Origin of the sequence: Kitasatospora cathayae (assembly GCF_027627435.1) — a bacterium.
Taxonomy (GTDB): Bacteria; Actinomycetota; Actinomycetes; order Streptomycetales; family Streptomycetaceae; genus Kitasatospora; species Kitasatospora cathayae.
In genome coordinates this window covers 1048499-1073739 of record NZ_CP115450.1, presented here as the reverse complement: position 1 = coordinate 1073739, position 25241 = coordinate 1048499, and the positions used below count along the sequence as shown (strand labels likewise).

Annotated in this window: 21 protein-coding genes and 2 pseudogenes; 13 read left to right on the top strand and 10 right to left on the bottom strand. The window is 72.4% G+C overall.

Translation table 11 applies throughout. The annotated features are described in order from the left end of the window. Window positions 1–341 precede the first annotated feature (341 nt). Window positions 342–1370, top strand: a complete 1029-nt coding sequence (locus tag O1G21_RS04965; RefSeq protein ID WP_270141110.1) for a DUF2690 domain-containing protein — start codon at window positions 342–344, stop codon at window positions 1368–1370. Window positions 1371–1609: 239 nt separating this feature from the next. Here O1G21_RS04965 and O1G21_RS04960 read toward each other — a convergent pair whose 3' ends face one another. Together O1G21_RS04960 and O1G21_RS04955 are read right to left on the bottom strand one after the other, a co-directional pair. After that, a complete protein-coding gene (locus O1G21_RS04960) occupies window positions 1610–2953 on the bottom strand; it encodes a glutamate-cysteine ligase family protein (RefSeq protein WP_270141108.1) in 1344 nt (447 codons plus the stop codon). Beyond that, window positions 2950–4437, bottom strand: coding sequence for a flavin monoamine oxidase family protein (locus tag O1G21_RS04955; protein ID WP_270141107.1), 1488 nt, complete (start codon window positions 4435–4437; stop codon window positions 2950–2952). The genes O1G21_RS04960 and O1G21_RS04955 overlap by 4 nt, the downstream gene beginning before the upstream one ends. Before the next feature lie 202 nt (window positions 4438–4639). Between O1G21_RS04955 and O1G21_RS04950 the strand changes: the two genes are divergently transcribed. Then, entirely contained in the window at window positions 4640–4894 is a 255-nt protein-coding gene (locus O1G21_RS04950) for a hypothetical protein (RefSeq protein ID WP_270141105.1), read from the top strand. A gap of 147 nt (window positions 4895–5041) precedes the next feature. Beyond that, on the top strand, window positions 5042–7294 hold the full coding sequence (locus O1G21_RS04945; protein ID WP_270141103.1) for a hypothetical protein: 2253 nt from the start codon (window positions 5042–5044) through the stop codon (window positions 7292–7294). 500 nt (window positions 7295–7794) lie between these two features. On the opposite strand, the pseudogene O1G21_RS41685 reads toward O1G21_RS04945, so the two are convergent. After that, window positions 7795–8127: pseudogene (locus tag O1G21_RS41685) on the bottom strand (AfsR/SARP family transcriptional regulator); the annotation flags it as partial. A gap of 313 nt (window positions 8128–8440) precedes the next feature. Between O1G21_RS41685 and O1G21_RS04940 the strand changes: the two are divergent. Then, window positions 8441–8911, top strand: coding sequence for a hypothetical protein (locus O1G21_RS04940; RefSeq protein ID WP_270141101.1), 471 nt, complete (start codon window positions 8441–8443; stop codon window positions 8909–8911). A 64-nt stretch (window positions 8912–8975) separates the two neighbouring features. Next, window positions 8976–9326: pseudogene (locus tag O1G21_RS41320) on the top strand (AfsR/SARP family transcriptional regulator); the annotation flags it as partial. A gap of 46 nt (window positions 9327–9372) precedes the next feature. Here the strand turns inward: O1G21_RS41320 and O1G21_RS04935 are convergent. Further along, a complete protein-coding gene (locus tag O1G21_RS04935) occupies window positions 9373–10671 on the bottom strand; it encodes a serine hydrolase domain-containing protein (protein ID WP_270141099.1) in 1299 nt (432 codons plus the stop codon). A gap of 312 nt (window positions 10672–10983) precedes the next feature. On the opposite strand from O1G21_RS04935, the gene O1G21_RS04930 reads away from it, so the two are divergent. Further along, complete coding sequence (locus O1G21_RS04930; RefSeq protein ID WP_270141097.1) at window positions 10984–11967, top strand: phospholipase D-like domain-containing protein; 984 nt, start codon at window positions 10984–10986, stop codon at window positions 11965–11967. 119 nt (window positions 11968–12086) lie between these two features. Further along, complete coding sequence (locus O1G21_RS04925) at window positions 12087–12995, top strand: alkaline phosphatase family protein (RefSeq protein WP_270141095.1); 909 nt, start codon at window positions 12087–12089, stop codon at window positions 12993–12995. Window positions 12996–13005: 10 nt separating this feature from the next. Here the strand turns inward: O1G21_RS04925 and O1G21_RS04920 are convergent, their stop codons facing one another. After that, window positions 13006–14298 carry an MFS transporter gene (locus O1G21_RS04920; RefSeq protein ID WP_270141094.1) on the bottom strand — a complete coding sequence of 431 codons (1293 nt, stop codon included), beginning with the start codon at window positions 14296–14298 and terminating at the stop codon, window positions 13006–13008. 82 nt (window positions 14299–14380) lie between these two features. Here O1G21_RS04920 and O1G21_RS04915 point away from each other — a divergent pair, with 82 nt between their 5' ends. After that, entirely contained in the window at window positions 14381–14905 is a 525-nt protein-coding gene (locus O1G21_RS04915; protein WP_270141092.1) for a MarR family winged helix-turn-helix transcriptional regulator, read from the top strand. Between the two features lie 45 nt (window positions 14906–14950). Beyond that, window positions 14951–15550 (top strand): hypothetical protein, encoded by a 600-nt coding sequence (locus O1G21_RS04910; protein WP_270141090.1) that lies wholly within the window; start codon window positions 14951–14953, stop codon window positions 15548–15550. On the opposite strand, the gene O1G21_RS04905 is transcribed toward O1G21_RS04910, so the two are convergent. After that, window positions 15538–16587, bottom strand: a complete 1050-nt coding sequence (locus tag O1G21_RS04905; RefSeq protein ID WP_405000589.1) for a TolB family protein — start codon at window positions 16585–16587, stop codon at window positions 15538–15540. The genes O1G21_RS04910 and O1G21_RS04905 overlap by 13 nt on opposite strands. Before the next feature lie 169 nt (window positions 16588–16756). Next, a complete protein-coding gene (locus O1G21_RS04900) occupies window positions 16757–17794 on the bottom strand; it encodes a zinc-binding alcohol dehydrogenase family protein (protein ID WP_270141087.1) in 1038 nt (345 codons plus the stop codon). Window positions 17795–17965: 171 nt separating this feature from the next. On the opposite strand from O1G21_RS04900, the gene O1G21_RS04895 reads away from it, so the two are divergent. The 3 genes from O1G21_RS04895 (at window position 17966) to O1G21_RS04885 (ending at window position 21150) form a co-directional block, all read left to right on the top strand. Further along, window positions 17966–18601 carry a dihydrofolate reductase family protein gene (locus O1G21_RS04895; protein WP_270141086.1) on the top strand — a complete coding sequence of 212 codons (636 nt, stop codon included), beginning with the start codon at window positions 17966–17968 and terminating at the stop codon, window positions 18599–18601. Between the two features lie 285 nt (window positions 18602–18886). Beyond that, on the top strand, window positions 18887–19384 hold the full coding sequence (locus tag O1G21_RS04890) for a rhodanese-like domain-containing protein (protein ID WP_270141085.1): 498 nt from the start codon (window positions 18887–18889) through the stop codon (window positions 19382–19384). A 278-nt stretch (window positions 19385–19662) separates the two neighbouring features. Further along, the gene (locus O1G21_RS04885; protein WP_270141084.1) at window positions 19663–21150 is read left to right on the top strand and encodes a purine-cytosine permease family protein; all 1488 of its coding nucleotides are present in this window, start codon (window positions 19663–19665) and stop codon (window positions 21148–21150) included. A 663-nt stretch (window positions 21151–21813) separates the two neighbouring features. Here O1G21_RS04885 and O1G21_RS04880 read toward each other — a convergent pair. Continuing rightward, window positions 21814–22290: a nuclear transport factor 2 family protein gene (locus O1G21_RS04880; RefSeq protein ID WP_270141082.1), complete on the bottom strand. Its 477-nt coding sequence runs from the start codon at window positions 22288–22290 to the stop codon at window positions 21814–21816. Window positions 22291–22392: 102 nt separating this feature from the next. On the opposite strand from O1G21_RS04880, the gene O1G21_RS04875 reads away from it, so the two are divergent. Beyond that, window positions 22393–22971 carry a TetR/AcrR family transcriptional regulator gene (locus O1G21_RS04875; RefSeq protein ID WP_270141081.1) on the top strand — a complete coding sequence of 193 codons (579 nt, stop codon included), beginning with the start codon at window positions 22393–22395 and terminating at the stop codon, window positions 22969–22971. A 79-nt stretch (window positions 22972–23050) separates the two neighbouring features. Here O1G21_RS04875 and O1G21_RS04870 read toward each other — a convergent pair whose 3' ends face one another. Next, window positions 23051–23935, bottom strand: a complete 885-nt coding sequence (locus O1G21_RS04870) for a chitosanase (RefSeq protein ID WP_270141079.1) — start codon at window positions 23933–23935, stop codon at window positions 23051–23053. Window positions 23936–24003: 68 nt separating this feature from the next. Continuing rightward, the gene (locus O1G21_RS04865) at window positions 24004–25215 is read right to left on the bottom strand and encodes an alginate lyase family protein (RefSeq protein WP_270141077.1); all 1212 of its coding nucleotides are present in this window, start codon (window positions 25213–25215) and stop codon (window positions 24004–24006) included. Between the last annotated feature and the right edge of the window lie 26 nt (window positions 25216–25241).

Here is a 25241-nt window from a genome sequence, read left to right as displayed (position 1 = left end):
ACATGACCGGTGCGGCGGTGTGGAGGACCTGGTGACGGGTCGTAGGCGTCCGCTGCCCTGACGCCTTCGGCTTTACCCGCACCAGGAGCGCTGTTGACCTCAGTGCTACCGGTCCGGCCAACTCTGCGGGATCTCCCCTCGATCTTCGACCGTCTCCGATGGTTCTGAGACGATGCGACCCGTATCAGGGCCCCTGACCTGGGGCTTGAGACACCGGGGTGGAGACGGTTGAGACGGTGCACCGCGGGCGGCGGGGGTCGAGGGCGGGGTGCGATTAAACTGATCATCTGAAACTGGATCAGTCCATGTCTGCCGCCGACCCGCCAGAGGTGCCCGCCACGATGAGTCAGTCCTGGAAACCGCTTCCTGACGACCTTGCGGAACCGGCTCGGCGCCTGGCCGAGGAACTGCGCGCGGTCAAGGACGCGCACCGGATCTCGCTCGCCGAACTCGGGAAGCGGACCTACCTCAGCAAGGCGTCCTGGGAACGCTGGCTCAACGGCAAGCGTCTGATCACTCCTCAGGCGCTGGCCGGGCTGATCGCCGCCGTGGACTGCGACGGAGAGCTGCTGACCTCCCTGCTGCGGCAGGCCGAGGCGGCGCGGGACGCGTCCGGGGGGTCCGCGTCCGGGCCGGTTCCCGTTCCGGTGCCGGTCTCCGTTCCCGTGCCGGTCACCGTTCCCGGCTCCGTGCCGGAGCCCGTTCCCGTGCGGCCGACCGAAGCGCCGGTCCAGCTCTCCGCTCCGCCCGTACCGCAGGGCGAACGGTTGACGGACCTCTCCGCCGTCCTCGCCCGCATCGCCGGATGGCGCCGCCCGTGGACCCTGGTCGCCGCCGCCCTCGCGGTCGCGCTCGTCGTGGTCGCGAGCCTGTACCTGCACGGCCGCAACGCCGGTACCACCGCCGCGGCGGCCGGGCCGACCGGGCTCTGCCAGGGCATCGGCTGCGCCGGCAAGGACCCCCAGGTCATGGGGTGCGAGGACGACGACCACACCCTGCTGACCGGCAACGTCGGCCAGGTGATCCTCTACCTCCACTACAGTCCGCGCTGCCGCGCCGCCTGGGCGGGGCTCACCGACGGCGCCCCCGGGGACACCGCCACCATCACCAACAACACCGGCTGGCAGGAGACAGCCCTGATCCACTGGGGCTACGACGCCTACTCGGCCATGGTCGACGCCGGCCCGGCCGACACCACCCTGCGGGTGTGCGGCCACCAGCCGGGCGGCGACGGCTGCATCCCCCTGGTCACCAACCCCGCCGCCCGGGCGAGCGCCATGCCCACCCCCGCCCCGAAGACCGAGGCTCCGCGGAAGGAGACCCCGACGCCGAGCCCGACGCCGACTTCGACGCCCGTACCGACGCCGTGAGACCGCCCCGGTGGCCGGGCGGCGACGGTGCCCGGCCACCGGTGAGCGGCGCTCACCGGACGAAGTTCCTGTCGATCAGCACTCATGCGGCTGACCTCCGGAGGGACCTGCGGACCTGCAGGTGCGTCCCCCGGTGGGGACCGCTCCGCACACGTGCGGTCCCCGGATCGACGGGCCGCTGACGTACTGCTGACGCACTGCTGACGGGCTTCTGACAGGCTTCTGACGGCCGGTGGGCCTCAGACCCGGTGGGCGGCGACGTAGCGCGCCGGGTCGCGCCCGAACTCGCCGTGCCAGCGCCGGAGGCCCTGCTCGGCGAAGGTGTGGCCGGTGGCGACGATCTCGTTCAGGGGGTCCAGGTAGCCGGGGACGTCGGGCGGTTCGAGGCCCGCCGCGACGCGCGCGCACAGGCCGGCCCGGGCGAGGTGGAGCAGTTCGGCGGCCAGCGGGCGGACGGGGTCGTCGCCCAGGCGGGTGGCGAGGCCTTGCACGGGCAGCTCGGTGAGGGCGGCGCGGTGCTGCGCCAGGGTGTGGTGGCCGAGCAACTTCCAGACGGCGGCGCGGGATTCGGGGTGGTAGGTGAGACCGGTCCAGAGCGCCGGGACGGCGCCGATGAACGGGTACGGCGGACCGTCCGAGCCGCGCAGTTCCAGGGTGTTGCGGACCCGGGTGTGGGTCCAGAGCTGGTTCAGGTGGGAGGCCCAGTGGGCGGCCGTGGGGCGCGACCCGTCGTCGTAGCCGTGCCGGAGGAGGTCGGCGAAGGGGCGGTCGGGCGCCGGGTGGTAGCGGCCGTCCGGGGTGCGGTAGTGGATCAGGGGGATGTCGAGGGCCCAGTCGATCACGTCGTCCACGCTGACGTCCGGGCGTAGCGCGGGCGGGAGCACGCCGCCCCGGCGCGGGTCCATCCGCAGCCAGGCCCAGCTGCGGTGGGACAGCAGGCCTTCCGAACGTCCTTCCTGGATCGGTGAGTTGACGAGCAGGGCGGCGACGACCGGCGCGGCGGCCATCTGGGCGCGCAGCTTCTCGGTGAAGTCCGCTGGTGAGAGGTAGTCCAGCGTGACCTGGGTGGACAGCGACAGCGCCATGATGTACCGGGCCCGGTCGCCCGCCGCGCCCAGCCCGGCGAAGTAGTCCCGCATGATGGCGCCCCTGGTCATCGGCACCCACTGGATGTCGGCCAGCCGGTCGAACGGGAGGTTGCCGCCGGGCACCAGGGCAAGGCCGAACCGCCTCGCCAGGTCGGCGAGTTGCTCCAGGGCGGCGCGCATGTCGGACACCGCCTCGGCCACGCTCGGGACGGGCACCGAGGAGTACTCGAGCTGGCCGCCGTGCTCCAGGGTGATCTGGCTGCCGTCCGGGCGCAGCACGCCGGTCAGCCGTCCGGCGTCCTCCTGGCGCTCGCCGCCCCAGCGGGCCAGCACCGCTTCCAGGACCGCCAGCACGCCGCGTTCCCCGAAGTAGCGGGCGGCCAGCCCGGTGGCCGGGTCGAGCAGACCGCACTCGATCTCGATGCCGACCTGCTCGCTCCGGGCGGGTCGGAACGGGGCGCGGAGGTCGTCCCGGGCCAGCTCCCGGTCGGTCACCCGGTGCCCACCCGGATGGCGGTCCGGGGGTGGCCGGCGCGGTCGAGGAGGGCGCCCACCGCGTCGAGGGCGGACCGGGCGGCGCCCTGGCACCAGGCGTGGGCGCCGGACAGGTGCTCGCCGGCGAAGAAGATCCGCGGGTCGTCGGCCGGGTGGGGTGAGCCGAGCACGGCCAGGTAGCGGGTGTGCTCGCCGGGCGTCAGGTGGGCGAAGGCGCCGCCACCCATGCCGGTCTGTACGTCCCAGTCGCAGTGCACGATGTCGTCCACGTCGGCGGAGACGCCGGGGTGGAGCCGCTCGAGGCAGTCCAGGACCAGGGCGTCGCGGTCCGCCGCCGGCAGCGCGGCGAAGCGCCGGGCGTTCGCGCCCCACTGGTAGGCGCCGAGCAGGGCGGTCGGCTCGGCCGAGCGCAGCGGGTCGCGGGCGGCCCAGCGGTGGTCGGCGCTGCCGTTGACCCCGTCCGTGACGGGCATCGCGTTGTCCGACGGGTACCAGCACTGCTGGATCGGCAGGTCGGTGAAGCTCCCGCCGCCGTGGATGCCGTCCTCCAGCTCCCAGCGGCGGCGGGTGAGGTGGAGGACGGTCTTGCTGCTGCTGGCGTAGCTGATGCCGCGCACGGCGTGCCGCTGGACGTGGGGCAGTCCCGGGGTGACGGTGATCTGGTCGAGGGCGGGCGCCGGGACGCAGCACACCACGTAGTCGGCGTGGTCCTCCAGCGGGGCGCCGAGCCGCTTGCCGTGGATCCGGACGCCGTCCGTGGTGAGCGCCAGTTCGTCGATCCGGCTGGAGAGCCGGAGGGTGTCGGGGCGCAGGGCCCGGACGAAGGCGTGGATCAGCGCGTCCAGCCCGTTCACCAGCTCGACCTGCCGTTCGTGGAACAGGCCGAAGTAGTCGACCAGGACCTCCAGTAGCGAGGACTGCTCGTAGTGGGCGAGCCCGCTGGCGTGGCCGATGAGGTCCCAGGCCTCCTGGGAGAGGTGCTCGTGGACGAACTGCCACAGGGACATCGAGGCTGCCCGCTCCAGCGCCGGGTCGTCCCAGTGACCGGCCAGCGTGCGCTCCTGCTGCTCGACGGTGAGCGTGCGCCACACCGAGCCGAGGAGGCGGTCCAGCATCGGGGTCGGGGCCTGTCGTTCGCCGGGGCGCAGTGCGTACGCGGGGTAGATGGTGGCGACGTCCCGCACCCGGACCCGGCGGCCGCGCAGGTGGTAGTAGGCGCGCGGGTTGGCGTTGACGAAGGGGCGGGTCTCCAGGCGGAACCGGGAGACGTAGTGCAGCACGCAGTGGTGGTTGCCGGGGATGCGCATGGCACCCAGGTCCACGTGCGTGCCGTCCCAGAAGCGGTGGGTCCGCACCCGTCCGCCTGGCCGGTTCGACCGCTCGTAGACCACGACGTCGAAGCCGCGCCGCTCCAGCTCGTACGCGCACACGAGGCCGGCGACGCCTGCGCCGATGACGGCGACCCGCCCTCGGGCACCGGTCACCGGGTTCAACAGGGAACGCGGGAAGGCAAAGCTCGTATCGAACATCGACACCGTACCCATCTGGCGACCGGACTTCCGCCTCAGCCTGGTCCAGGCCTGGTTCGTGTGCCACTCGGCGGCGCCGACGCGAGTGACGTGACGGGTCCGGCGGGCAGGGCCAATCTTGCCACCTGGTGACCCGGTTCCGGCGCATCCCGGCGACGTGGTCCGGACGCATCGGCGGCGCACCGGTGTCCGCTTCGGGGCGGCCCTTCGCGGGGAGCCGGAAATCGACCCGGCCGGTATTCCTACCGCGGCGCGAAAGGCCGGTGCGGTGCGCGGCCCGGAGGCATTGTCAGGCGCTCGCCAGAAACCGTGGGATCCGACCGTTCTGAAGGCGCTGGAACGGCCGACGGCGCTGGTCGTGGCGCTGATGGGCCATGCTTTCATCAAATTCCGTTCACGCCCCGGACATTGAGCGTGGACCAGCGCCGGGACGACCTTCTGTCAGTAATTCCTCAGCCCTTGGTAAATCTTGTTCCCAGGCTGCTGCGCCGGGCCGATCCAGCCGGGCATTATCGGCTCCCATGAGTCGACTCACCGTAATACCGCAGGGGGCTTTCGCGTGAGAGCCTTCCGCTTCCTCCCCGCCGTCGCACTGGCCGTCGCCACCGCGGTGATCGGGCTGGCCACCGTCGTGCCGGCCTCGGCCACGAGCTCACGGGTGGACCTGAACGTCCTGGTGGTCACCGACGGTAACCCCTGGGTCGAGGGGATCCGGCAGCAGCTCTCCGCCGAGGGCGTGCCGACCACCGTCATCGACCTGACCAGCAGCGGCCGGGCCACGATCACCGCCGGCTTCCTGGCCGACACCCTGGCCGACGGCACCCCGCACGGGCACTTCGAGGGCGTCGTGCTGCCCAACGACGCGCCGACCCAGCTCTCCGCGGCCGAACTGAGCACGCTGAGCGGGTACGAGCAGACCTACCAGGTCCGGCAGGTGGACGCCTACGTCTGGCCCGGCGCCAACACCGGCCTGTCCGCCCCGACCTGGTCCGGCTCGCTGGACGCCACCACCGCCACCGCGAGCGCCTCCGCCCGCGCGGACGCCTTCCGCTACCTGAACGGTCCGGTGGCCTTCGAGGGCACCGCCGGCGGCAACGGCTCGTACGGCTACCTGCCGACCCCGCTTCCCGACGACCCGGCCACCGGCTCGCACTTCGAGCCGTTCCTGACCGAGACCATCCCCGGCACCACCACCCAGGGCACCCTCGCCGGGGTCTACACCTCCGGCGGGCGCCAGCAACTGGTGCTGACCTTCGCCTACAACTACTACCAGCAGCAGTTCCGACTGCTGGCGCACGGCATCGTGGACTGGGTCACCAAGGGCGTCCACCTCGGCTACTGGCGCAACTACTTCTCCGCCCACATCGACGACCTCTTCAACGCCAACTCCCGGTGGAGCCAGGTCGGCAACTGCACCCCGGGCGAGGGCGACTGCGTCGGCACCGTCCCGGCGACCACGCCGATCCGGATGACGCCCGCGGACGTCACCGCCACCGTCGCCTGGGAACAGCAGAACAACTACACCCTGGACTTCCTGTTCAACGGCGGCCCCAGCCTGGACTACGCGGCGGCCAACGGCGGCACCGACCCGCTGACCACCGCCCTGCTGGCGAACAAGAACAGCTTCATGTGGCTCAACCACACCTACCAGCACCCGTTCCTGGGCTGCGTGCAGAACTTCACCGTGATCCCGTGGAAGTGCCAGACCGATTCCACCGGCGCGATCCAGTACGTCGACCAGGGCACCGTCAACAGCCAGATCCAGCAGAACATCCAGTTCGGCCAGGCCAACGGACTGCCGTTCCGGCCGGGCGAGCTGATCGCCGGTGAGCACTCCGGCACCGTGATGCTGCCGCAGCAGCCCTACGACAACCCGAACTTCCTCGCCGCGCTCACCCAGAACAACATCCAGTGGCTCGGCGTGGACGCCTCCCGGGAGACCGGCCAGCGGCAGATCGCCTCGGCGCTCGGCGTGCCGCGCCACCCGGTCAACGTCTTCTACAACGTCTCCACCCAGTCCGACGAGGTCAGCGAGTACAACTGGCTGTACACCTCGAAGGCCAACGGCGGCAGCGGCAACTGCGAGGCCAATCCGACCACCACGACCTGCATCACGCCGCTGGACCTGACCACCGGCTGGGCGAACTACGTCCTGCCGCTGCAGGTGAAGATCACCCTCGGGTACGTGCTCGGCAACGACCCGCGCCCGTTCTTCATGCACCAGTCGAACCTGACCGACGACCGGCTCGCCCTGCAGACCCTGACCAACATCCTCGCCACGTACCGCGGTTGGTACACCGCCGACACCCCGATGGTGAACCAGACCCTCACCGACGCGGGCACCACCCTGCAGCAGCAGACCGCCTGGCGGCAGACCCAGACCGCCGGCACCGTCAGCGGCTACGTCCAGGGCGGCGTGGTCACCGTCCAGGGCCCGGCCGGCACCACCGTCCCGGTCACCGTGCCCGCCGGCACCACCGTGACCGGCGGCGCCGCCTTCGGCAGCGTCTACGGCGGCGAGCAGTCCGCGTTCACCACCCTCGGCACCGCGCCGACCAGCCTCACCGTGGCCAGCGCCCTGTTCGGCACCGCCCCGAGCGCCGGCGCGACCCCGAGCAGCGGGATCGCGCTCGCCTCCTACTCGATCGGCTCGCCGCACGAGGTGCACCGCAAGGGCAACGCCGTGACCGTCACCGACCCGTTCGGCACCCACGTGCTGCCCAAGCTCGCCGGGAAGCCGGACGAGGAGCTGCACATCGGGAGCACGCACCACCACCCGTACCGTACCCCGGTGGCGCAGACGAAGAAGTAGCCCGCAGCGCGGGCGAACGGCCGGCCGGGGGCCGCCCCCCCCGGCCGGCCGTCGACTGCTTTCATGGCGGACGGGGACAATGCGGCCGCACCCGTACCGGTGGGTGACCGCCGCCGGGCCGAGGCTGAACCCCGCCCGACGGAAGCCACGTTGAGCGGGACGGAACGCGACGGGGGAGGAACAGGGGATGGAAGCGAACGGCCCGGAGGTGCGCGCCTACGTCGAGGCCCTGGTGCGGATGGGCGCGCCGGAGGTGCCGGGGCCGCCCGCCCTGGACTGCCGGGGGGCACCGCGGCGGAGGTGACGGCCGTCGCCCGGCGGCTGGCGCTGCGGCTGCGGCCGGACCGGCAGCACCGACCGGAGACGGCGCCGGGACCGCTGGCCGTGGCGCGGTCACTCGTGGTGGACGTGCACCCGTCCGCGCCCGGGGGGGGACGGTGGCGGAGCGGGAACGGCTGGCCGGGTGGGTCGCGGTGCTGACCGAGCAGCGCGGCCGTGTCGGCCTGCTTCAGCTGGTCCGCCGTGGCGGCGCGCAACGGGGTGTCCGGCAGATCGGCCAGGGCCTCGCCGCGCCACAGCCGCAGCGCCTCCTCCAGCAGTGCGATCGCCTCGTCGGGCGCACCGCGGTCGGCGCGCTCGGCCAGCGCCGTGAACCGCAGCGCGTCCACCTCCTCGGCCAGCCCGCTCAGCAGATAGCCGCAGGTCCGGGTGTGGAGCTCGAACGGGGGTGTCGGCGAGCACCTTGCGCAGCGCCGCGACGTGCCCCTGCACCGCCGCCCGGGCACTGGCCGGCGGCCGTTCCCCCCCCACAGCAGCTCGCAGAACCGGTCCATGCCGACCACCTGGCCCAGCCGCAGCGCCGGCGGCGCCAGGACCGCCCGCCGCTGCGACCCCGCCAGGGTGGCGAGACCGCGGGCTCCGCGACCTCCAGCTCCACCGGCCCGAGCAGCCGAATCCGCACCAGTGCCTCCCAACGTTGCCGCACCCGAGACCCGAAGGCGGCCCCCGGTCCGCACTCGTCCGCTCGCCGCCGGCGGGGCCTCCAGGGGTACGGAGCCCGCACGGGCGGCGGATGGTTGCCTTGCCGGAACCCCGGCCGTCACCCGGGCGGAGCGCGGTGGCGGGGCGGGCCGATAGCGTGCGGGCATGGACGAGACTCTCGGCAGACATGTGAACGCCCGGTTCGAGCGGCTGGCCCAGCGGGTCCGCGACGAACTCGCCGCCGCCGGGCTGCCGGTGGTGGCCCCGGGCCTGGACCGGGGACTGGCCGCCGGGGCGGAGGTCCGGGTCAGCGCCTGGAACCAGCACTTCGGTGAGGAACCGGAGGTGGTGGTGAGCTGGCTCGTGAGCCCCCGGCTGCGCGGCAGGGCGGTGGCGGACGTGCAGCGGTACCAGGAGGTGACCCCGGCGATCCGCCAGTCCGGTGAGGCCCAGGCGGCGATGGCCGCCGCGGTGATCGCGATCCTGTCGGCGGCCGGCTACACCGCCCGGGACCACGGCAACGAGTACGCGCCGTTCGACGTGCTGGTGCTCGCCGGTCCGGACCTCAGGACGCCCCCGGCGTGGGCCGACCTCGAGGAGGCCCCGGACCGGACGGAGGGCGAGCCCGCGAGGTGAACCGGCCGGGTCTGGTCCGGCGTACGGTCCCGAGACGAGAGGGAGGGCGAGCAGTTGGCGCGGCATGCCGCGCCGGACCGCCGGTTCGTCGGCCGCGCCGCCGGACTCGCCCGGCTGCACGAGGCGTTGGCTGTCGTCGCGGACCGCACGCCCGATCCTGGTCACCGGACCGGCCGGGGTGGGCAAGACCGCCCTGGTCCAGCACCGGGCGGCGCAGCGCTTCCCCGACGGCCTCCCGCACGCCGACCTGCGCGGCGGCGACCCGGACGGCCCGCGCCGGCCCGCCGACGTCCTCGCCGGGTTCCTCGCCGACCTCGGCGTCGCGCCGGAGGCCGTTCCCGCCGGGCTGGAGGAGCGGGCGGCCCGCTACCGCGAACTCCTCGCCGAGCGCCGGATCCTGATCCTGCTGGACGACGCCAGGGCGCTGCTGGCCCGGGCCCCGGACGCGGCGGCGAGCGGGGTCAGATCCGGGTGTCCTCCACCACCGGCAGCGCCTGATCGTCCTGGCTGCCCGACGCGCCCTGGTCGGCCTGGCCGTCCTGCGCGGTCGGGGCGAAGGCCGTCCGCGGTGCGACCGCCGGCTTCTTCCCGCAGAAGGCCGGCTCCAGCGCGTTCATCAGCCCCTGGGTGACGGAGCCGTTGTTGGAAGCGTTGGCGAAGACCACCACCGTGCGGTGCCCGTCCGGGGTGGTGAAGGACTGGGTCTGGTAGCCCTGGACGATGCCGCCGTGCCCGTACACGTCCCCGCAGGACAGGGAGATGCGGCGCAGCCCCAGTCCGTAGGAGATCCTGGCGCTCGGGGTGGGCAGCGCGGCCTCCATCTGGCGCAGCGAGTCGTCCGAGACCAGCCCGCCGGAGCTGCCGGCCATCAGTGCGGTGAGGAAGGTGTCGAGGTCCTCGGCGGAGGAGATGACCGCCCCGGCGCTCCACACCCAGGAGCCGGTCTGCTCGGTGGAGTCCAGCAGCGGTTTCGTGCGGTCGTCGTTGGTGAGGTAGCCGGTGACGTGGGCGCCCCGGATCCGCTGGTCGGGGACGACGAAGGAGGTCTTCTCCAGGCCGAGCGGCTCGATGATCCGCTCGCGCAGCACGTCCGGGTACGGGCGGCCGGTGAGGTGTTCGACGGCGAGGCCCATCAGCACGAAGTCGGTGTTGGAGTAGGAGTAGCGGCTGCCCGGCGGGTACTGCTGCCCGTGCTTGACGGACATCGCGACCAGGTCGGCCGGGGCGTACACCTTGGTGCGGATGCGGGCCTCGAAGGCGGAGGTGGTCTCCTCACCGGGCTGTTCCAGCAGGTCGTCGGTGTGGTCGTAGATGCCGGCCCGGTGCTCCATCACCTGACGGCCGGTCATGGTCCAGTCGTCCGGGAGGGTGCCGGCCGGGAGGTAGTCGCGCAGCGGCTTGTCGAGGTCGATCCGGCCCTCCTGCGCCAGCTGCATCACGAGAACGGCGGCGAACATCTTGCTGTTGCTGCCGACCCGGAACCTCCACCCGGAGTTCATCGGCGTCCCGTCCAGGTTCGCCCTGCCGACGGTCAGTGAGCGGGTCCGGTCGTCGTCGCCGTGGTCGTGGATCACCGCGAAGGAGCCCGGGGCGCCCGCAGCCGTGGTGGCCTGAAGTGCGCTGAGCACCCCGGCCGTGTCGGGGGCCGGCAGGGTAGAGCCGTCCCGGTCGGCTGCCAGGGCGGGCGCGGTCGCGACCGCCGCCAGGACGGCAGCGGCGGCGGTCACCGCGAGCGGACGCAGAAGGCTGGTCTTCGCCATGTTCCTCGGCTCTCTCGTGGGCTGACGCGGCGTCGGATCGCGTCGATCGGAGATCACTATCACCGGTGCGGGCGGCCGGTGGCAATGTGAACCGGTTCGCCTGCATCGCCGGTCTTCCGGCTGATTCGCCGGGCTCACCGTTCGTTTCCCGGCCCGGGGCCAAGGTTTTACCTCCCGTCATCTACCCGCGTTGACCGCTCCGACCCCATGCTGATCGGGCGCTCGTCCGCCGCCCGGTGTCACCCCGCACCGGGCCTCTCGCTCAGCGACTTCCCCCTCGCCGACTTTCCCCTCACCGACCATGGAGTCCCCATGCCCCTGGCCACCCTCGCGCGCCGGGCCGGCGCCCTGCTGCTCGCCGGCGCCGGCCTGATATCCGCCACCGGCACCGCCCACGCCACCGGCACGTACACCGCCGTCGTCTTCCCCGACCAGAGCCACACGGTGGTCTACAACCTGATCAACTCGGCCACCAAGTCCGTCGACGTCACGATGTACGAGCTGCGCGACACGACTGCCGTCAACGACCTGATCGCCCGTCAGCGGGTCGGCGTCAAGGTGCGGGTCATCCTGGACGGCCAGCACACCTCGGTCAACGGCACCGCCTACAACGCCCTGAAGGCGGCCGGCGTGGGCGTGACGTACTCCTCCTCGGCGTTCGTCTACACCCACCAGAAGACCGTCACCGTGGACGGCGCCACCTCGATCATCATGACCGGCAACCTGGACGCCACCTACTACTCCAGCAGCCGCGACTACGGCGTCATCGACACCGACGCCAACGACGTCGCCGCGATCGAGCAGGTCTTCGCCGCCGACTACGCCAAGACCTCGATCACCCCCTCCGACGGCGACAACCTGGTCTGGTCGCCCACCGACTCGCAGTCCCGCCTGCTGGCGCTGATCAACGGCGCGCAGACCTCCCTGGACGTCGAGGAGCTGGAGTTCGGCGACCCGACCCTGGTCGACGCGATCACCGCGGCCGCCGACCGCGGCGTCACCGTGCGCGTGGTCGGCATGAACCCCGACTCGTACGGCTCCTACTTCGACCAGGTGACCGCGGCCGGCGCCAAGGTGGTCACCTACTCCTCGACCACCGGTCTGTACATCCACGCCAAGGCCATCGTCGCCGACTACGGCACCTCCACCGCGAAGGTGTTCGCCGGCTCGGAGAACTTCTCCGACAACTCGCTGAACAACAACCGCGAGCTGGGCCTGATCGTCTCCGACTCCGGCGTGCTCAACACGATCGAGTCGACCTTCGCCACCGACTTCGCCAACGGCACGCCGTACTAGGCCTGTTGGGCCCATTCGGCCCGTTCGACCCGTCCGTCCCGTTCGGCGAAAGCACGACAGTCCGTCACCTCCCGTTCCGGGCGGCCCGCCGAGGGCCGTCCTCCACCCGAGGAAACGTCATGACTTCGTCCGCAAAGCCCCTGAACGACTCCCCCCGTCCCCGATCCCGCCGCACCGCGACCGCGATCGGCTCGGCCGTCGCGCTCGTCGCCGCCTCCGCCGGCCTCTGGGCGGCGACCGCCACCACCGCGCAGGCGGCCGGGCTGCCCGCGCCCGACCACATCATCGTCGTGGTGATGGAGAACCACTCCTACAGCCAGATCATCGGCAGCGGCAGCGCGCCGTACATCAACAACACCCTGAAGGCGGGCGGCGCCAACCTCACCCAGTCCTACGCCATCACCCACCCCAGCGAGCCGAACTACTACGCCCTGTTCTCCGGCTCCACCCAGGGCAGGGTCGACGACAGCTGCGTGACGGTCGGCGGCTTCCAGGCCCCGAACCTGGCCTCCGAGGTGATCGCCGCCGGGAAGACCTGGGCCAGCTACAACGAGTCCCTGCCCAGCCAGGGCAGCACGGTGTGCAGCTACGGCAACTACGCGCAGAAGCACAATCCCTGGTTCGGCTTCGGCAACGTCCCGCTGAACAGCGCGCTGACCTTCGCCCAGTTCCCGACCGACTACACCACCCTGCCGAAGGTCTCCTTCGTGATCCCGAACCTGTGCAGCGACATGCACGACTGCTCGATCAGCACGGGTGACACCTGGATCAAGAACAACCTGGGCGCGTACGCCACCTGGGCGCAGAGCCACAACAGCCTGCTGGTGGTCACCTTCGACGAGGACAACAGCCTGTCCGGCAACCGGATCCCGACCGTGCTCTACGGCGCCCACGTCGCCCCGGGCAGCAGCTCGTCGACCACCTACAACCACTACAACGTGCTGCGCACCCTGGAGGACCTCGCCGGGGCGAGCGGCCACGCGGGCAACGCGGCGACCGCGACGGACGTCACCGGCATCTGGAACTGACTTTCCATTCCTAGGAGTTGACCCGGACCGGCGGCCGCTCGACGGTCGCCGGTGCCGGCTTCTCCGGCTGGGTGCCGAGCCGGCGCACCCCCGGCACCGCCGCGGTGCCCGCGCACACCAGCGTCACCAGCACGGCCGCCGCCAGCAGCGGCACCCGGCTGCCCCAGGCCCCGGCGGCCAGCGGGGCCAGTACGTAGCCGAGCGGCGCGGCGGCCAGCGAGAGCAGCCAGTCGTACGAGGTGACCCGGGCCAGCACCTGCGCCGGGAACTCCCGCTGGACCACCGTCTCCCACACCGGGTTGAGGAAGCCCAGCCCGGCCATCGCCACCCCGTACGCCGCCACCGTGACGGGCGCGGGCGCCGGAACGGCGAGCGCCAGCAGCGGAAGCCCGAACAGCGCGAGCGCCAGGTTGCCGACCAGCACCGGGCGCCGGGGCCGGAGCCGTCCGGCCGCCAGCGAGCCGAGCAGCAGGCCGACGGCCCCGGCCTGGGTGACCGCCACCCAGACGCCGTCCCCGCCGAGGCGGGTGGCGGCGATCAGCGGACCGAGGGTGAGCGCGACCGCGCTCGCGCCGTTCCACACCCCGTGGGCGACCAGACTGGTCCAGTACCAGTCCCGGGCGCGCACCTCGCGCCAGCCCTCGGCGAGGTCCCGGCGCAGCGTGCGCTTCTCGGCGGAGGCCTGCCCGGAGCGGGCCGGGGCGATGCGGACCCGGGTGAGCAGGGCGGCGCTCAGCAGGAACGAGACGCCGTCCGCGACGAAGGCCCAGCCGGGCCCGGCGGTGTACACCAGGACGCCCGCGAGCGCCGGGCCGCCGAGCCGGGCGGCGCTGGTGGCGGAGCCGAGCAGGGCGTTGGCCCGCAGCCGGTGCTCGGCCGGGACGGCGGCCCGGACCAGTGGCGAGGCGGTCGGCATGGCGAAGGCGGAGGCGAGGCCGCCGGCCGCAGAGGCGATCGCGATGTGGGTCAGGTCCGGCCGGGCGCCGAGGAGTTCGAGGCCGACGAGCAGCTGGGTGGCGGCGCGCAGCAGGTCGGTGGTGAGCGCGACGCGGCGCGGGTCGAGGCGGTCGCCGGCCACCCCGCCGAAGGGCAGCAGGAGCAGTCGCGGCACCATCGCGCAGCCGAGGACGAGGGCGAGCGCGCCGGAGGAGCCGGTGGCGCGGGTGATGGCGATGGCGAGGGCGGCGGGGACGACGGCGTCGCCGAGGGTGGAGACCGTCCGGCCGAGGAAGAGCAGACGGAAGTCGCGCAGGCGCAAGGGGTGTTGGGGCGCGGGGCGCCCTGGTGCGGCATCTCGGATCACCCGCGGAACTGTATTTCGGTGCCGAAGTTTTGGCAACGAATATTTTGGCGCCGTATAGACTTGCCCTTTGTAGACTCCTCCCATGCCCGAGCGCCCTGACCAGCAGCCGACCCCGCCCCGCGACTGGACGGACGGCCACCTCGACCGCTGGCTGCCGGTGCTTCCCGGCCTCGACCCGGACATCGAGGGCGCGGTGACCCGGATGTCCCGGCTCACCCGCCACCTCGGCCGGGTCCGCGAACAGGGCGTCGCCGACTACGGCCTGCACAAGCACGAGTTCGACACCCTGCACGTCCTGGCCGGCCGCGGCGGCCACGCCGCCCCCTCCGACCTGCGCGCCGACCTCAACCTCGCCCCCGCCTCCGTCACCGGCCGGCTGGAGACCCTGGAACGCCGGGGCTTCGTCCTGCGCACCCCCTCGACGGAGGACCGCCGCAAGGTCGACATCGTGCTGACCGAGGCCGGCCGCGCCGCCTGGCAGGAGGCCCTGGACGTGGTCGGCCGCGAGGAACACCGCCTGCTGGGCGTGCTCTCCGAGGACGAGCGGCGCACGCTCTCCGACCTGCTGCGGAAGGTGATGCTCGTCCAGGAGTCGGCGGGCGAGTAGGGCGCCTCTCGACCGGTGGCACGCGCGCCTGGTATCGATAGGGTCGTGCGATTCGAACTAGTGCCGATGCCGGACGGGGTGGGGGAGCGACCCCGGGACGGGCGCGGGTACCCGGTGCCGGCGATCACACCGTGGCAGGACGGGCAGCCGCAGTTCGCGCTGACCGATCACGGGCGCAGCGCCGACTGCGCGTTGCAGCGCCGCTGTTCGGTGTGCGGGGCGTTCATGGCGCGCGGCCCGGTGTGGCGGGTGGTCGGGCCGGCCGAGAGCGCCGCGATCGCGGAGGCGATCGCGGCGGGGCGCCCGTACCGCAACCTCGCGCCGACCATGGAGGGCCCCGGGCACCGCGCCTGCATGCTGTACGCGTCGATGGTGTGCCCGTACCTGGCCCGGCCCAACGCCCGCCGGAAGGTGACCGCCGGGGACACCGGCGACGGGCTGACCGCCGCCGCCGTCCGCGGCACCGCCCGCGGCGGGACGGGGGCGGTGGTCGGGTTCGGTGACTACGAGTACGCCGTCACCGAGACCCGGGTGCTGTTCCGCTTCCTCGACGTGGTCGAGTTCCTGCCGCACGAGTCGGCCGACGAGCACCTGGCCGAGCTGCGGGCGGAGTTGGCCCGTTCGGCGCCGGATCAGGGCCGGTAGACCGGCAGGCCGACGATGGTGGAGACCTGGGTCGGCGCGGCGGAGCCGTCGGCCGGCACGGTGTCGACGCCCTCCGGGGTGCGGGCCGCGACGGTCTTGCCGTCGGGGGACCAGGCGGGCTCGGTGAAGTCCGTGGTGGCCGAGGGGGTGAGGTCCTTCTCGGCCTTCTGGTCGTACTCGGTGGAGCGGGTGAACAGGTGGTCGTGGCCGTTCACCGCGCGCACGAAGACGACCTGCCGGGCGTCCGGGGACAGGGCCGGCTGCGAGCCCTTGCCGATGTCCTGGGTGGCCGGGCGGATGTAGTCGTCGTAGATGTACACCTCGTTCGCCGGGGTGTTGGCGAACGCGATCTCGGCGTGCTGGCCGCCCGCGTTGGCCCAGGTGTTGCCGGTCTGCGGCGGCTGCGGGAGGCTCGCGTTGTCGCCGCCCTCGGAGTTGTGCGGGCTGAGGTCCTCGACCGCCCCGCCCTTGGCGGGGACCTTCACCAGCCGCAGCACGCCCGCCTTCTTGGCGGTGAACACGATGTTGTTGTAGCGCTCGGTCTCGTTGGGCACGGCGTCACCGCTGGGCCCCTTCGCGGCGTGCTGCCAGGTCGGGTGGGACCACTCCTCCCCGGCCGGGTGCTTGGCCAGGGTCGCCTTCCCGCTGCCGTCCGGGTCGGCCGTCATCAGGTCGCCGCTCTCGCCGACGTAGACGACCTTCTTCCCGTCGGGTGACCACGCGAGGTCACGCACCACGGTGCCGAAGTCCACCACGGTGCCGTTCATCGCGACGCCCTTGGTGCCCGTGCTGATGGTCAGGTGGTTGGCGACCGAGGTCCCGTTGACCTCCTTCTTCCCCCCGGGAGCCGGGCTGCCGGAGTGCGCGCCGCCACCCGGCACCGCCGCCCCGGGCGCACTGGTCCCGGGCGCGCCGGTGGCACCGGGCGCGGCGCTGGAACCGGAGTCGGCATTGTCGGGGCCGCAGGCGGAGAGCAGGACCGCGCTGACGGTGGTCATCAGAGCGATCGCGGCGGCGCTGCCGAATCTGTTGCGCACGGACATTTCCCGTTCCCCCTCGGTGGTGCGTGAGCTTTCGTCAAGGAGGTTGCCAGCCCGAGGTCAGCGCCCGGTGCCCGCCGTGTCACAGCCCTGGAACAGCGGGGAACGTCAGTGGCTCGAACGCGCGGAACGGCGGGACAACGGGCCGGCCGCCGGCTGGGGTTGGTCAGAATCCCGTGAGGGTCGTCTTTCCGATGGCGGTGCCGGACTCCTGCAGTCGGTGGGCCGCGCGGAGGTTGGCGGCGTTGACGGGGCCGAGGTCCCGGGTGGCGGTGGTGTGCAGGATGCCGGCGTCGACCAGGCGTGCGATCCGGGTGAGGACGTGGTGCTGCACGGACCGGTCGGGGGTCGTGAACCGGGAGTGGGTGAACATCGACTCCCAGTGGAACGCGATGCTCTTCGTCTTGAGCAGGCCCATCGGCAGGGAGTCGACGTCGTCGATGGCGACGATCCGGCCGAACGGCTTGAGCACCTCCGCGTAGCCGGGGAGGTTGCGTTCGGTGCCGGTGGTGCTGAAGACGTGGTCGATGCCGTCGGGGGCGAGCGCGGCGAGCTGTGGGGCGAGGGGCTCGGTGTGGTCGACCACGTGGTCGGCGCCCATGCGGCGGGCGAAGGCGGTCGTCTCCGGGCGGGAGGCGGTGCCGATGACGGTGAGGCCGGTGAGGGCGCGCGCCAGTTGGGCGACCATCGAGCCGACGCCGCCGGCGGCCGCCGTCACCAGCAGCGTGCCGGTCTGCTCAGGGGCGCCGTCGCGCAGCCCGAGACGGTGGAACAGGCCCTCCCAGGCGGTGAGCGAGGTCAGCGGCATCGCTGCCGCCTCGGTGAAGGAGAGGGAGGCGGGCTTGCGTCCGGCCAGGCTCTCGTCGACGCTGTGGTAGCGGGAGTTGGCGCCGGGGCGGTCGATGGCGCCGGCGTAGTAGACCTCGTCGCCGACCCGGAAGAGTTCCACCTCGGCGCCGACGGCGACGACGGTGCCCGCCGCGTCCCAGCCCAGCACCTTGGGTGCGCCGGCCGGGTCGGTGGTGCGCCGGACCTTGCAGTCGACCGGGTTGACGGCCACCGCCTCGACCCGGACCAGCAGGTCCCGCGGGCCGGGCTCGGGGATCGGGAGCACGACGTCGACCAGGCTCTCGGGGTCGTCGATCGGCAGGCTCCTGCGGTAGGCGACGGCGGGCATCGTGGTGCTGGGGGTCTCGTGGGTCATGTCGGCCACTCTAATCCACTAACCGTTCTGATTCGGCGTAGAGGTTATGCAGTGTCAACACGGCGCCGAGCCCGCGCCGCCGCGCGGATGACGTGCCGCCACGGGGTGGCGCGGACCCGGTAGTCGTGGACCGTGATCAGCCCGGACAACCGACTCGTCAGGAGCACAGGCATGGGCCTCATCCACATCGAGCTGTTCGCGACCCTCGACCTCGTCGGGCAGGCGCCCGGCGGCCCCGACGAGGACCCGGAGGGGTTCCCGTTCGGCGGCTGGCAGGCGCCCCTGGTGGACGAGGTCTCCGGGGCGCAGATCGCCGCCGCGTACGAGGGCACCGACGCCCTCCTGCTCGGCCGGCGGACCTACGAGCTGTTCGCCTCCTACTGGCCGCACCAGAAGGACAACGCGTTCGCCACACTCTTCAACAGCATCCCGAAGTACGTGGCCTCCCGCGGCCGGCCCGACCTCTCGTGGGCCGGGTCCACCCAGCTCGGCCCGGACCTGGCCGGCGCGGTGCGCGAGGTCCGGGACCGGCACCGGCACGTCAAGGTCGTCGGCAGCCTGAACCTGGTGCAGACCCTCCTGCGGGAGAAGCTGTTCGACCGGCTCGACCTCTGGGTGCACCCGATCGTGCTCGGCGTCGGGAAGAAGGTGTTCGACGGTGGCGCGGTGCCCACGAACATCACGCTCCTGGAACCGCCGGCCGCCAGCCCGAACGGCGTCGTCCAGCTGCGCTACGGACTCGCCGAGGGCACACCCCGGACCGGGGACATGGGCGCGCCCGATCGCGGCGTCGGCCGCGGCGACTGAAATCTGGGGGAGGAGGGGGCGGGGCTCAGCGCCGCCAGCGGTAGTAGGCGTTCCACTCCTGGCGGGATCGGGTGCCTGGTCACCAGCCCGGGTGTGATCGTGATGTCGGCATCCTCCGGCGGCGGGCCGACGGCGTACGACTGGCGGGATCTTGGCGACCTCGGGCGTTCACGCCACTCGTGGGGCGGGCCCGGGGGCCAGAGGATGGAGCCAACGCCGACCGGGGGGACCCGGCACGGCCCACCGGATCCCGTCCCGACCAGCGAGAACCCGAGGTACCCGCCCATGTCTGCCACCGCCACCGGCACCGCTTCCGCCGAGATCGCCAGCGCCGTCCTGAGCGTGCCCGCCGCCGCCCCGGCCGAGGCGGCCGCCCACTACGCCGCGCGGCTCGCCTTCGAGGCGGACGTCTCCGACGTCCACGCCGATCTGGCGTCCGGCGTCCCCGGCGTCGTGGTGGTCGACACCCGCAGTCAGGTCGCCTGGGACCAGGGCCACCTCCCCGGCGCCCTGCACATCCCCACCGCGCGGATCGCCGAGCTGGCACCGCAGTTGATCGACCCGACCCGGACCGTGGTCACCTACTGCTGGGGCCCCGGTTGCAACGGCGCGACCCGCGCGGCGCTGGCCTTCGCCCGCCTCGGCTACCCGGTCAAGGAGATGCTCGGCGGCTTCGAGTACTGGGCACGCGAGGGCTTCGCCTACGAGACCGCCACCGGTACCGACCAGCGCCCCGTCGACGACCTGACCGCCCCGCGCTCGGGCATCTCCTGCGCATGCTGAACACCACCGCCCCGGCCGGGCGGCGTGATCCGCCCGGCCACGCGTCGGGAGGGATGGGACGGGTGGGGCGGGGGCGAAGCCGTCCGGCCGGACCGGCACCGGGGACGGCCGGGGTTCGAGTGCTCGGCCGCCGGCGATGGCCAGCAAGCAAGCGCATCAGTCAGGTCACATCTGGAACACAGTAGGATGGCTCAACTCCCGCGCTACGCGCGAAGAGTTCCACATATATGTCATTTGCCCGAATTATCTCCCGCTTCACAGTGCACGGAGCCAGCCTCATGGACAACCTGTCCACCGTCGACACCGACGGCGCGATAGAGACCCGCGGTATCGAACCCGTCCCCGACCACGAGCGCCGGGGCAGAGTCCGCGAGCTCTTCCCGACCTGGGTCGCGGCGAACATCAGCGTCCTGCTGCTCACCATGGGTGCCGCCCTGGTGGTGTTCAACCACCTGAACTTCTGGCAGGTCCTGATCGTCGCGGCCTGCGCCGCGCTCGTCTCGTTCGGGATGGTCGGCGTGCTCTCCGTCTCCGGGAAGTGGGGCGGGGCGCCGGGCGCGACCCTCTCGCGGGCCACCTTCGGGGTGCGGGGGAACCTCTTCCCCGGCGCGATCCTCTGGATCGCCCGGTTCGGCTGGGAGACGATCAACGCCGTCACCGGCGCCTACGCCGTGCTGACCGTGCTCGACCTGCTCTTCGGCGTCAAGAGCAACACCGCGCTGATCGTGATCACGCTCTTCGCCTTCGTCGCCTGCACCTTCCTGGTCTCCGGGATGGGCCGGAAGGCGCTGAACGTCTGCAACACCTGGTCGACGTACCTCTTCGGCGTCTTCAGCGTCCTGGTGCTGGGCTACCTGGTCGCGACCATGCACTGGGGCGAGGTCTTCTCCAAGCCCGCGGGCACCACCGCGATGATGATCGCCGGCGTCGGGACCATCGCCGCCGGTGGCATCAGCTGGGTCCCCACCGGCCCGGACTTCGCCCGCTACCTGCCGCACGCCGCCTCCGGCCGGAAGATCGTCGGCGTGACGGTCTCCGGTGCCGGCCTGGTGATGGTGCCGATGGTGCTGATGGGCGCCGTGATGGCGGTGGCCTCGCCCGGCCTGGCGGACGCCGCGGACCCGGTCTCCTTCCTCGGTGACCTGCTGCCGACCTGGCTGGCCGTGCCCTACCTGCTGACCGCGATCGTGGGCATGCTGCTGATCAACAGCCTCTCCATGTACTCGGCCGGCTTCACCGCGCAGACCATGGGCGTCAAGCTGCCGCGTGCCATGGCCGTCAGCATCAACGCCGTGATCTCGCTGGTCGGCGGCCTGCTGCTGATGCTGGTCGCCAAGAGCTTCCTGGGCTCCTTCATCACCTTCCTGATCCTGCTCGCCGTCTCCTTCTCGGCCTGGATCGGCGTCTACGCGGTGGACATGTTCCGCCGCCGGACGCGCGCGGTGCGCTACGACGCCGCCGCGCTGATGGACACCGGCAAGGGCAGCCGGTACTGGTACGTGGGCGGTTTCTGCTGGCAGGCGATGGTGTCGTGGGTGCTCGCGCTGCTGATTGGGCTCGGGTTCACCAAGTGCGACTGGTTCGCCGGTCCGTTCTCCGGCACGTTCGTCGGCAAGTACGGGCTCGCCTGGGCGGCGACCATCGTGATCTCCGGCGTGATCATGGCCGTCCTTCCGGCGCCCCGGGAGAACGCCACTGGCACCCCCGCCACCGCCGCGGAGCCCGCCGACGTCCAGTCGGAGCGGAGCGAGCCGGTCACCGTCTGACCACACTCCCGACGCACCGGACCGCCCGGTCGCCCGCTCAGCTGAGCGGGCGACCGGGCGGTCCGGTTTTGATGCGTGAAGGTCGTGGTGCGGGTGAAGCTGGTGCCGGAGGCCGAGCAGGCCGCCGTGCTGCGCTCCACCCTGCGTACGGTCAACGAGGCCGCGTGCTGGGTGTCGGCAGTGGCGTTCGACGCGCTCACGATGCTCCGCGAGCACCGCAAGGGCGAGTGCGACCTGATCGAGCGTGACGGCAAGTTCTACCTGGTCGCGACCTGTGAGGTGCCCGAGGCGCCGCTGAACGAGGACCCGGCCGCCTTCGGCGGCGTGGACCTCGGCATCTCCAACATCGCCACCACCTCAACCGGGTACCGGGCCGCCGGCCGCGGTCTGAACCGGCACCGCCCAAACGGCAGCTGGACCTGCGCAAGAGGCTCCAGGCCAAGGGCACCATCGACCAGGCAACGTTCGCGTGCCGCTCCTGCGGGAGCGCCATGCACGCGGACATCAACGCGTCCCACAACATCGCCCGCAAAGGCGAGACCGCGTGGACAGCGGGGCGTGAGTCACGCGTCCCAGCCACCACGACCTAGGTGGCTCAGACGTGGGAGGCCAGGCGACAGCCAGCCGCGCCCTACCCACTAGCCCGGCTCCTTCAAGGCCGGGTCAAGTTGACAGGCCGAGTTCGGCGAGGCCCGGGTGGTGGTCGGGGCGGCGGCCGAGAGGCCAGTGGAGGAGGCGCTGCTCGGGGGCGATCGGGAGGTCGTTGATCGAGGCGAGGCGGCGGGCCATCAGGCCGTGCTCGTCGAACTCCCAGTTCTCGTTGCCGTAGGAGCGGTGCCACTGGCCGTCGTCGTCGTGCCACTCGTAGGCGAAACGGACGGCGATCCGGTCGCCGCCGTACGTCCACAGCTCCTTGACCAGGCGGTAGTCGTGCTCGCGCTGCCACTTGCGGGTGAGGAAGGCGGCGATCTGGTCCCGGCCGGTGAGGAACTCGTCGCGGTTGCGCCAGCGACTGTCCGGCGTGTAGGCGAGGGTGACGCGCTGGGGATCGCGGGTGTTCCAGGCGTCCTCGGCGGCGCGGACCTTGTGGCGGGCGGTCTCCTCGGTGAAGGGCGGGACAGGAGGGCGCTGCTCGGGCATGGGTCTCTCCTTGAGAACGGCCGTTCCGCTGGCGAGAACGATCGTTCTCGCGTCGTTCGCTACCCTAGGAGAACCATCGTTCTCACGCAAAGGGCACGACAGATGCAGCAGGCCGAGCAGGTCGACCCGCGAACCCGGATCCTCGACGCGGCCGAGGAGCTGTTCTACGGGCAGGGCGTCCAGGCGGTCGGGATGGACGCCGTCCGGGCCGCCTGCGGACTGACGATGCGGCGCGTCTACCAGCACTTTCCGTCCAAGAACGATCTGGTCGAGGCCTATCTGCAGCGCCGCGACGCGCGGTGGCGGGCGAGCCTGGCGGTCCACGTCTCGCGCGCCGGCGGCACGCCCCGGGACCAGGTGCTCTCGGTCTTCGACTGGCTCGGCCGGTGGTTCGCCGAGCCCGGCTTCCGCGGCTGCGCCTTCGTGAACTCCTTCGGCGAGCTGGGCGCCACCACGCCGGCCGTCGCGGCCGCCGCCCGGCACCACAAGGCGGAGTTCGCCGGCTATCTGGCGGGCCTGGTCGAGGCCGCCGGCGCCCCGTCCGCCACCGCCGCCCAGCTCACCCTGCTCGCGGAGGGCGCGATCACCACCGCGGCCGTGCACGGGGACCCGGGCGCCGCCGCCGACGCGCGGGACGCGGCCCGGCTGCTCCTGGACGCCGCCTTGACCGCCCGGAGGTAGGCGGACGGGGGCGCGACGAAGGGCCGGGGTCCGGGTCCCACATCCCCCGGGCCCCGGTCGGTTCGCCGGCCGGTGCGGCTCAGCCGATGGTGTAGCCGGAGCCGAAGGCGGTGACGGTGAACGGGCCGTCCAGGTCGTAGTTGCCGGTGGCGGCGACCCGCCGCAGGCACTCGACCCGGTCGACGGACTTGCGCCACTCGTCCGCGGTGGAGGAGTTGGCCGGGTTGTTCAGGTCGTCGACCCGGACGTCGAAGAAGGCGTCCAGCCAGGCGCGCTCCCCGGCGGTGGAGGGAAGGCCGACCTTGGCGTTGGTACGGCCGATCAGGGCGGGCAGGGCGTCGTACTCGCTGCCGTTGCCGTGCTGGATGGAGGCGTCGTAGAGCTCGGCGCGGGCCAGCGCGGTGGTCAGCCCGAGCTGGTCGGCCTGGTTCATGGCCGGGGTGAAGTAGCGCTGGTCGACCTGGTCGTCCTGGACCTGTCGGAATGCCGGGTCCTGGGCGGCCTGCTGCCAGGCGGCGATGTAGTCGGCCTCGGGCAGGCCGGTGGTGTCACCGCTGCCGGCGGCGGCCAGGCGCTCCAGCTCGGGGATGAAGCGGGCCAGCGGGTTGTCGGGGGAGACGTCGGTGTAGGCGCGGACCACCTTGAGGGCGTCGCCGTCGTTGGTGGTGAACCCGGCCCGGCCGGCGGTGACCCCGCGGCCGTCGTCGATGTTCTCGGCGTAGCCGTACTGGATTTCGGTGGTGCTGTTCTCGAAGACGCTGATCAGCTGGTCGGCGCGGCGGCGCTGGTCGGGGGTGAGCCCGCCGGCGGCGACCCGCTGGGCGGCGGCCTGGGCTGCGGCGACGGTCGGGGCGGCCGGGCCGTTGGGCGCGGCCTGCGCCGTGGTGGCGGCCCAGGCGGTGCCGGCGACCAGGGCGGCGGCCGCGGTGACGGCGGCGAGGCGGTGGGTCCGGGTGGTGTGCATGGCTGTGCTCCGATCCCCGGCGGGGCGACCGCCGGAGGCAGTGGGGGCGTGCGGGGCAGCGGTGCGGGTCAGGGCGCGTCGGTGTGGGTCAGGGTCTCCCAGCCGATGAAGTAGTCCGCCCCGAACGGGCTGTGCGCGGCCACGTACCGCTCGGTCTGCGGCATCGGGAGGCCCTCGCGCAGGTGGTACTCGTCGTACGCGAGCTGCACGGCGGGGCCGAGGCCGGTGTTCAGCGAGCCGTCGCACAGCCAGTCCGGCACGCTCGCACCGTTGTCGTAGCCGGTGTGGAACTCCAGTGCCTTGACGAGCCGTTCGCGGCCCTCGCCCCACAGGTCAACGCCCTGCAGCCGGGCGGTCTCGGCGGCCTGGGCCGCGGCCTCCAGACCCCAGCCGGCGTGGCCGAAGTCCCGGCAGGTCTCCTGGGACAGCCCGTCGACGAAGGTCGACTGGCCGTTCCAGTACTTGACCAGCGCGGACTCGCCCTCGATCCCGGCGTTCGGCGGGGCCACCGGCAGCTCGCCGTCCGAGGAGAGGTAGACGTACGCGGGCAGCCGGTGCCGCCACAGGTCGACGGCCCGGTCGAACAGACCGCGGTCGTCCAGGAACACCGCGATGCCCATCAGGGCGTCGGTCTCGATCAGTTCCCAGTTGCCGTTCTTGCGCGGGCTGCCGGGGGTCAGCAGCGGCACGTAGACGGTGCGCAGCATGGTGGCGAAGCGGTCGACCTCGCCGGCCGACCAGCCGGCGCCGGAGTGGCGGATCAGTTCGGCGGCGCGGGCCCAGTTGTTGCCCGACCAGCCGGTCTGCAGCGGGGCGTTGGTGTTGGTGTGCTGCCGGATCACGCCCGACCAGGCGTCCATGACGGAGATCGCCTTGTCGGCGTACCGCTGGTCGCGGGTGAGCACCCACTGGAGGGCGTCCGTGTAGGCGGCCATCGAGTCGTCGCGCTCGTCGGAGCAGCCGTTGTCGGGGTGCGAGCTGGATCCGCACTCCACGGTGGCGCGCGGTTTGGGCTGCCAGTCGAGCGAGGCGTACTTGCCGGCCCGCAGGTCCGCGAAGGCGGCGGTCCAGGGTTCGGCTCCGGCCGCCAACTTGCGCTTCACGAAGTCGAGTTGCTGCGCACCGACCAGTACGCCCGGGTGCTGGAACGCGGCGGCGGCACGGGTGGCCGCCGGGGTGCGGGCTTCGGCGGGGACGGCGGCGGCGGGCAGGAGGAGGGCGGCGAGTGCGGCCCCGGTGATCAGTGTCCTGAAGGTGTTCCTGGTGCTCTTACGACCCATGGGGAAGTCGTCCTCTCGGTGGGAGG

Bases quoted from the DNA above. Each gene is read 5' to 3' on its own strand.
- O1G21_RS04965 (WP_270141110.1), top strand. From the start codon at position 342: ATGAGTCAGTCCTGGAAACCGCTTCCTGACGACCTTGCGGAACCGGCT.
- O1G21_RS04940 (WP_270141101.1), top strand. From the start codon at position 8,441: ATGGACGAGACTCTCGGCAGACATGTGAACGCCCGGTTCGAGCGGCTG.
- O1G21_RS04935 (WP_270141099.1), bottom strand. From the start codon at position 10,671: ATGGCGAAGACCAGCCTTCTGCGTCCGCTCGCGGTGACCGCCGCCGCT.
- O1G21_RS04930 (WP_270141097.1), top strand. From the start codon at position 10,984: ATGCCCCTGGCCACCCTCGCGCGCCGGGCCGGCGCCCTGCTGCTCGCC.
- O1G21_RS04925 (WP_270141095.1), top strand. From the start codon at position 12,087: ATGACTTCGTCCGCAAAGCCCCTGAACGACTCCCCCCGTCCCCGATCC.
- O1G21_RS04915 (WP_270141092.1), top strand. From the start codon at position 14,381: ATGCCCGAGCGCCCTGACCAGCAGCCGACCCCGCCCCGCGACTGGACG.
- O1G21_RS04900 (WP_270141087.1), bottom strand. From the start codon at position 17,794: ATGACCCACGAGACCCCCAGCACCACGATGCCCGCCGTCGCCTACCGC.
- O1G21_RS04895 (WP_270141086.1), top strand. From the start codon at position 17,966: ATGGGCCTCATCCACATCGAGCTGTTCGCGACCCTCGACCTCGTCGGG.
- O1G21_RS04890 (WP_270141085.1), top strand. From the start codon at position 18,887: ATGTCTGCCACCGCCACCGGCACCGCTTCCGCCGAGATCGCCAGCGCC.
- O1G21_RS04885 (WP_270141084.1), top strand. From the start codon at position 19,663: ATGGACAACCTGTCCACCGTCGACACCGACGGCGCGATAGAGACCCGC.
- O1G21_RS04880 (WP_270141082.1), bottom strand. From the start codon at position 22,290: ATGCCCGAGCAGCGCCCTCCTGTCCCGCCCTTCACCGAGGAGACCGCC.
- O1G21_RS04875 (WP_270141081.1), top strand. From the start codon at position 22,393: ATGCAGCAGGCCGAGCAGGTCGACCCGCGAACCCGGATCCTCGACGCG.
- O1G21_RS04870 (WP_270141079.1), bottom strand. From the start codon at position 23,935: ATGCACACCACCCGGACCCACCGCCTCGCCGCCGTCACCGCGGCCGCC.
- O1G21_RS04865 (WP_270141077.1), bottom strand. From the start codon at position 25,215: ATGGGTCGTAAGAGCACCAGGAACACCTTCAGGACACTGATCACCGGG.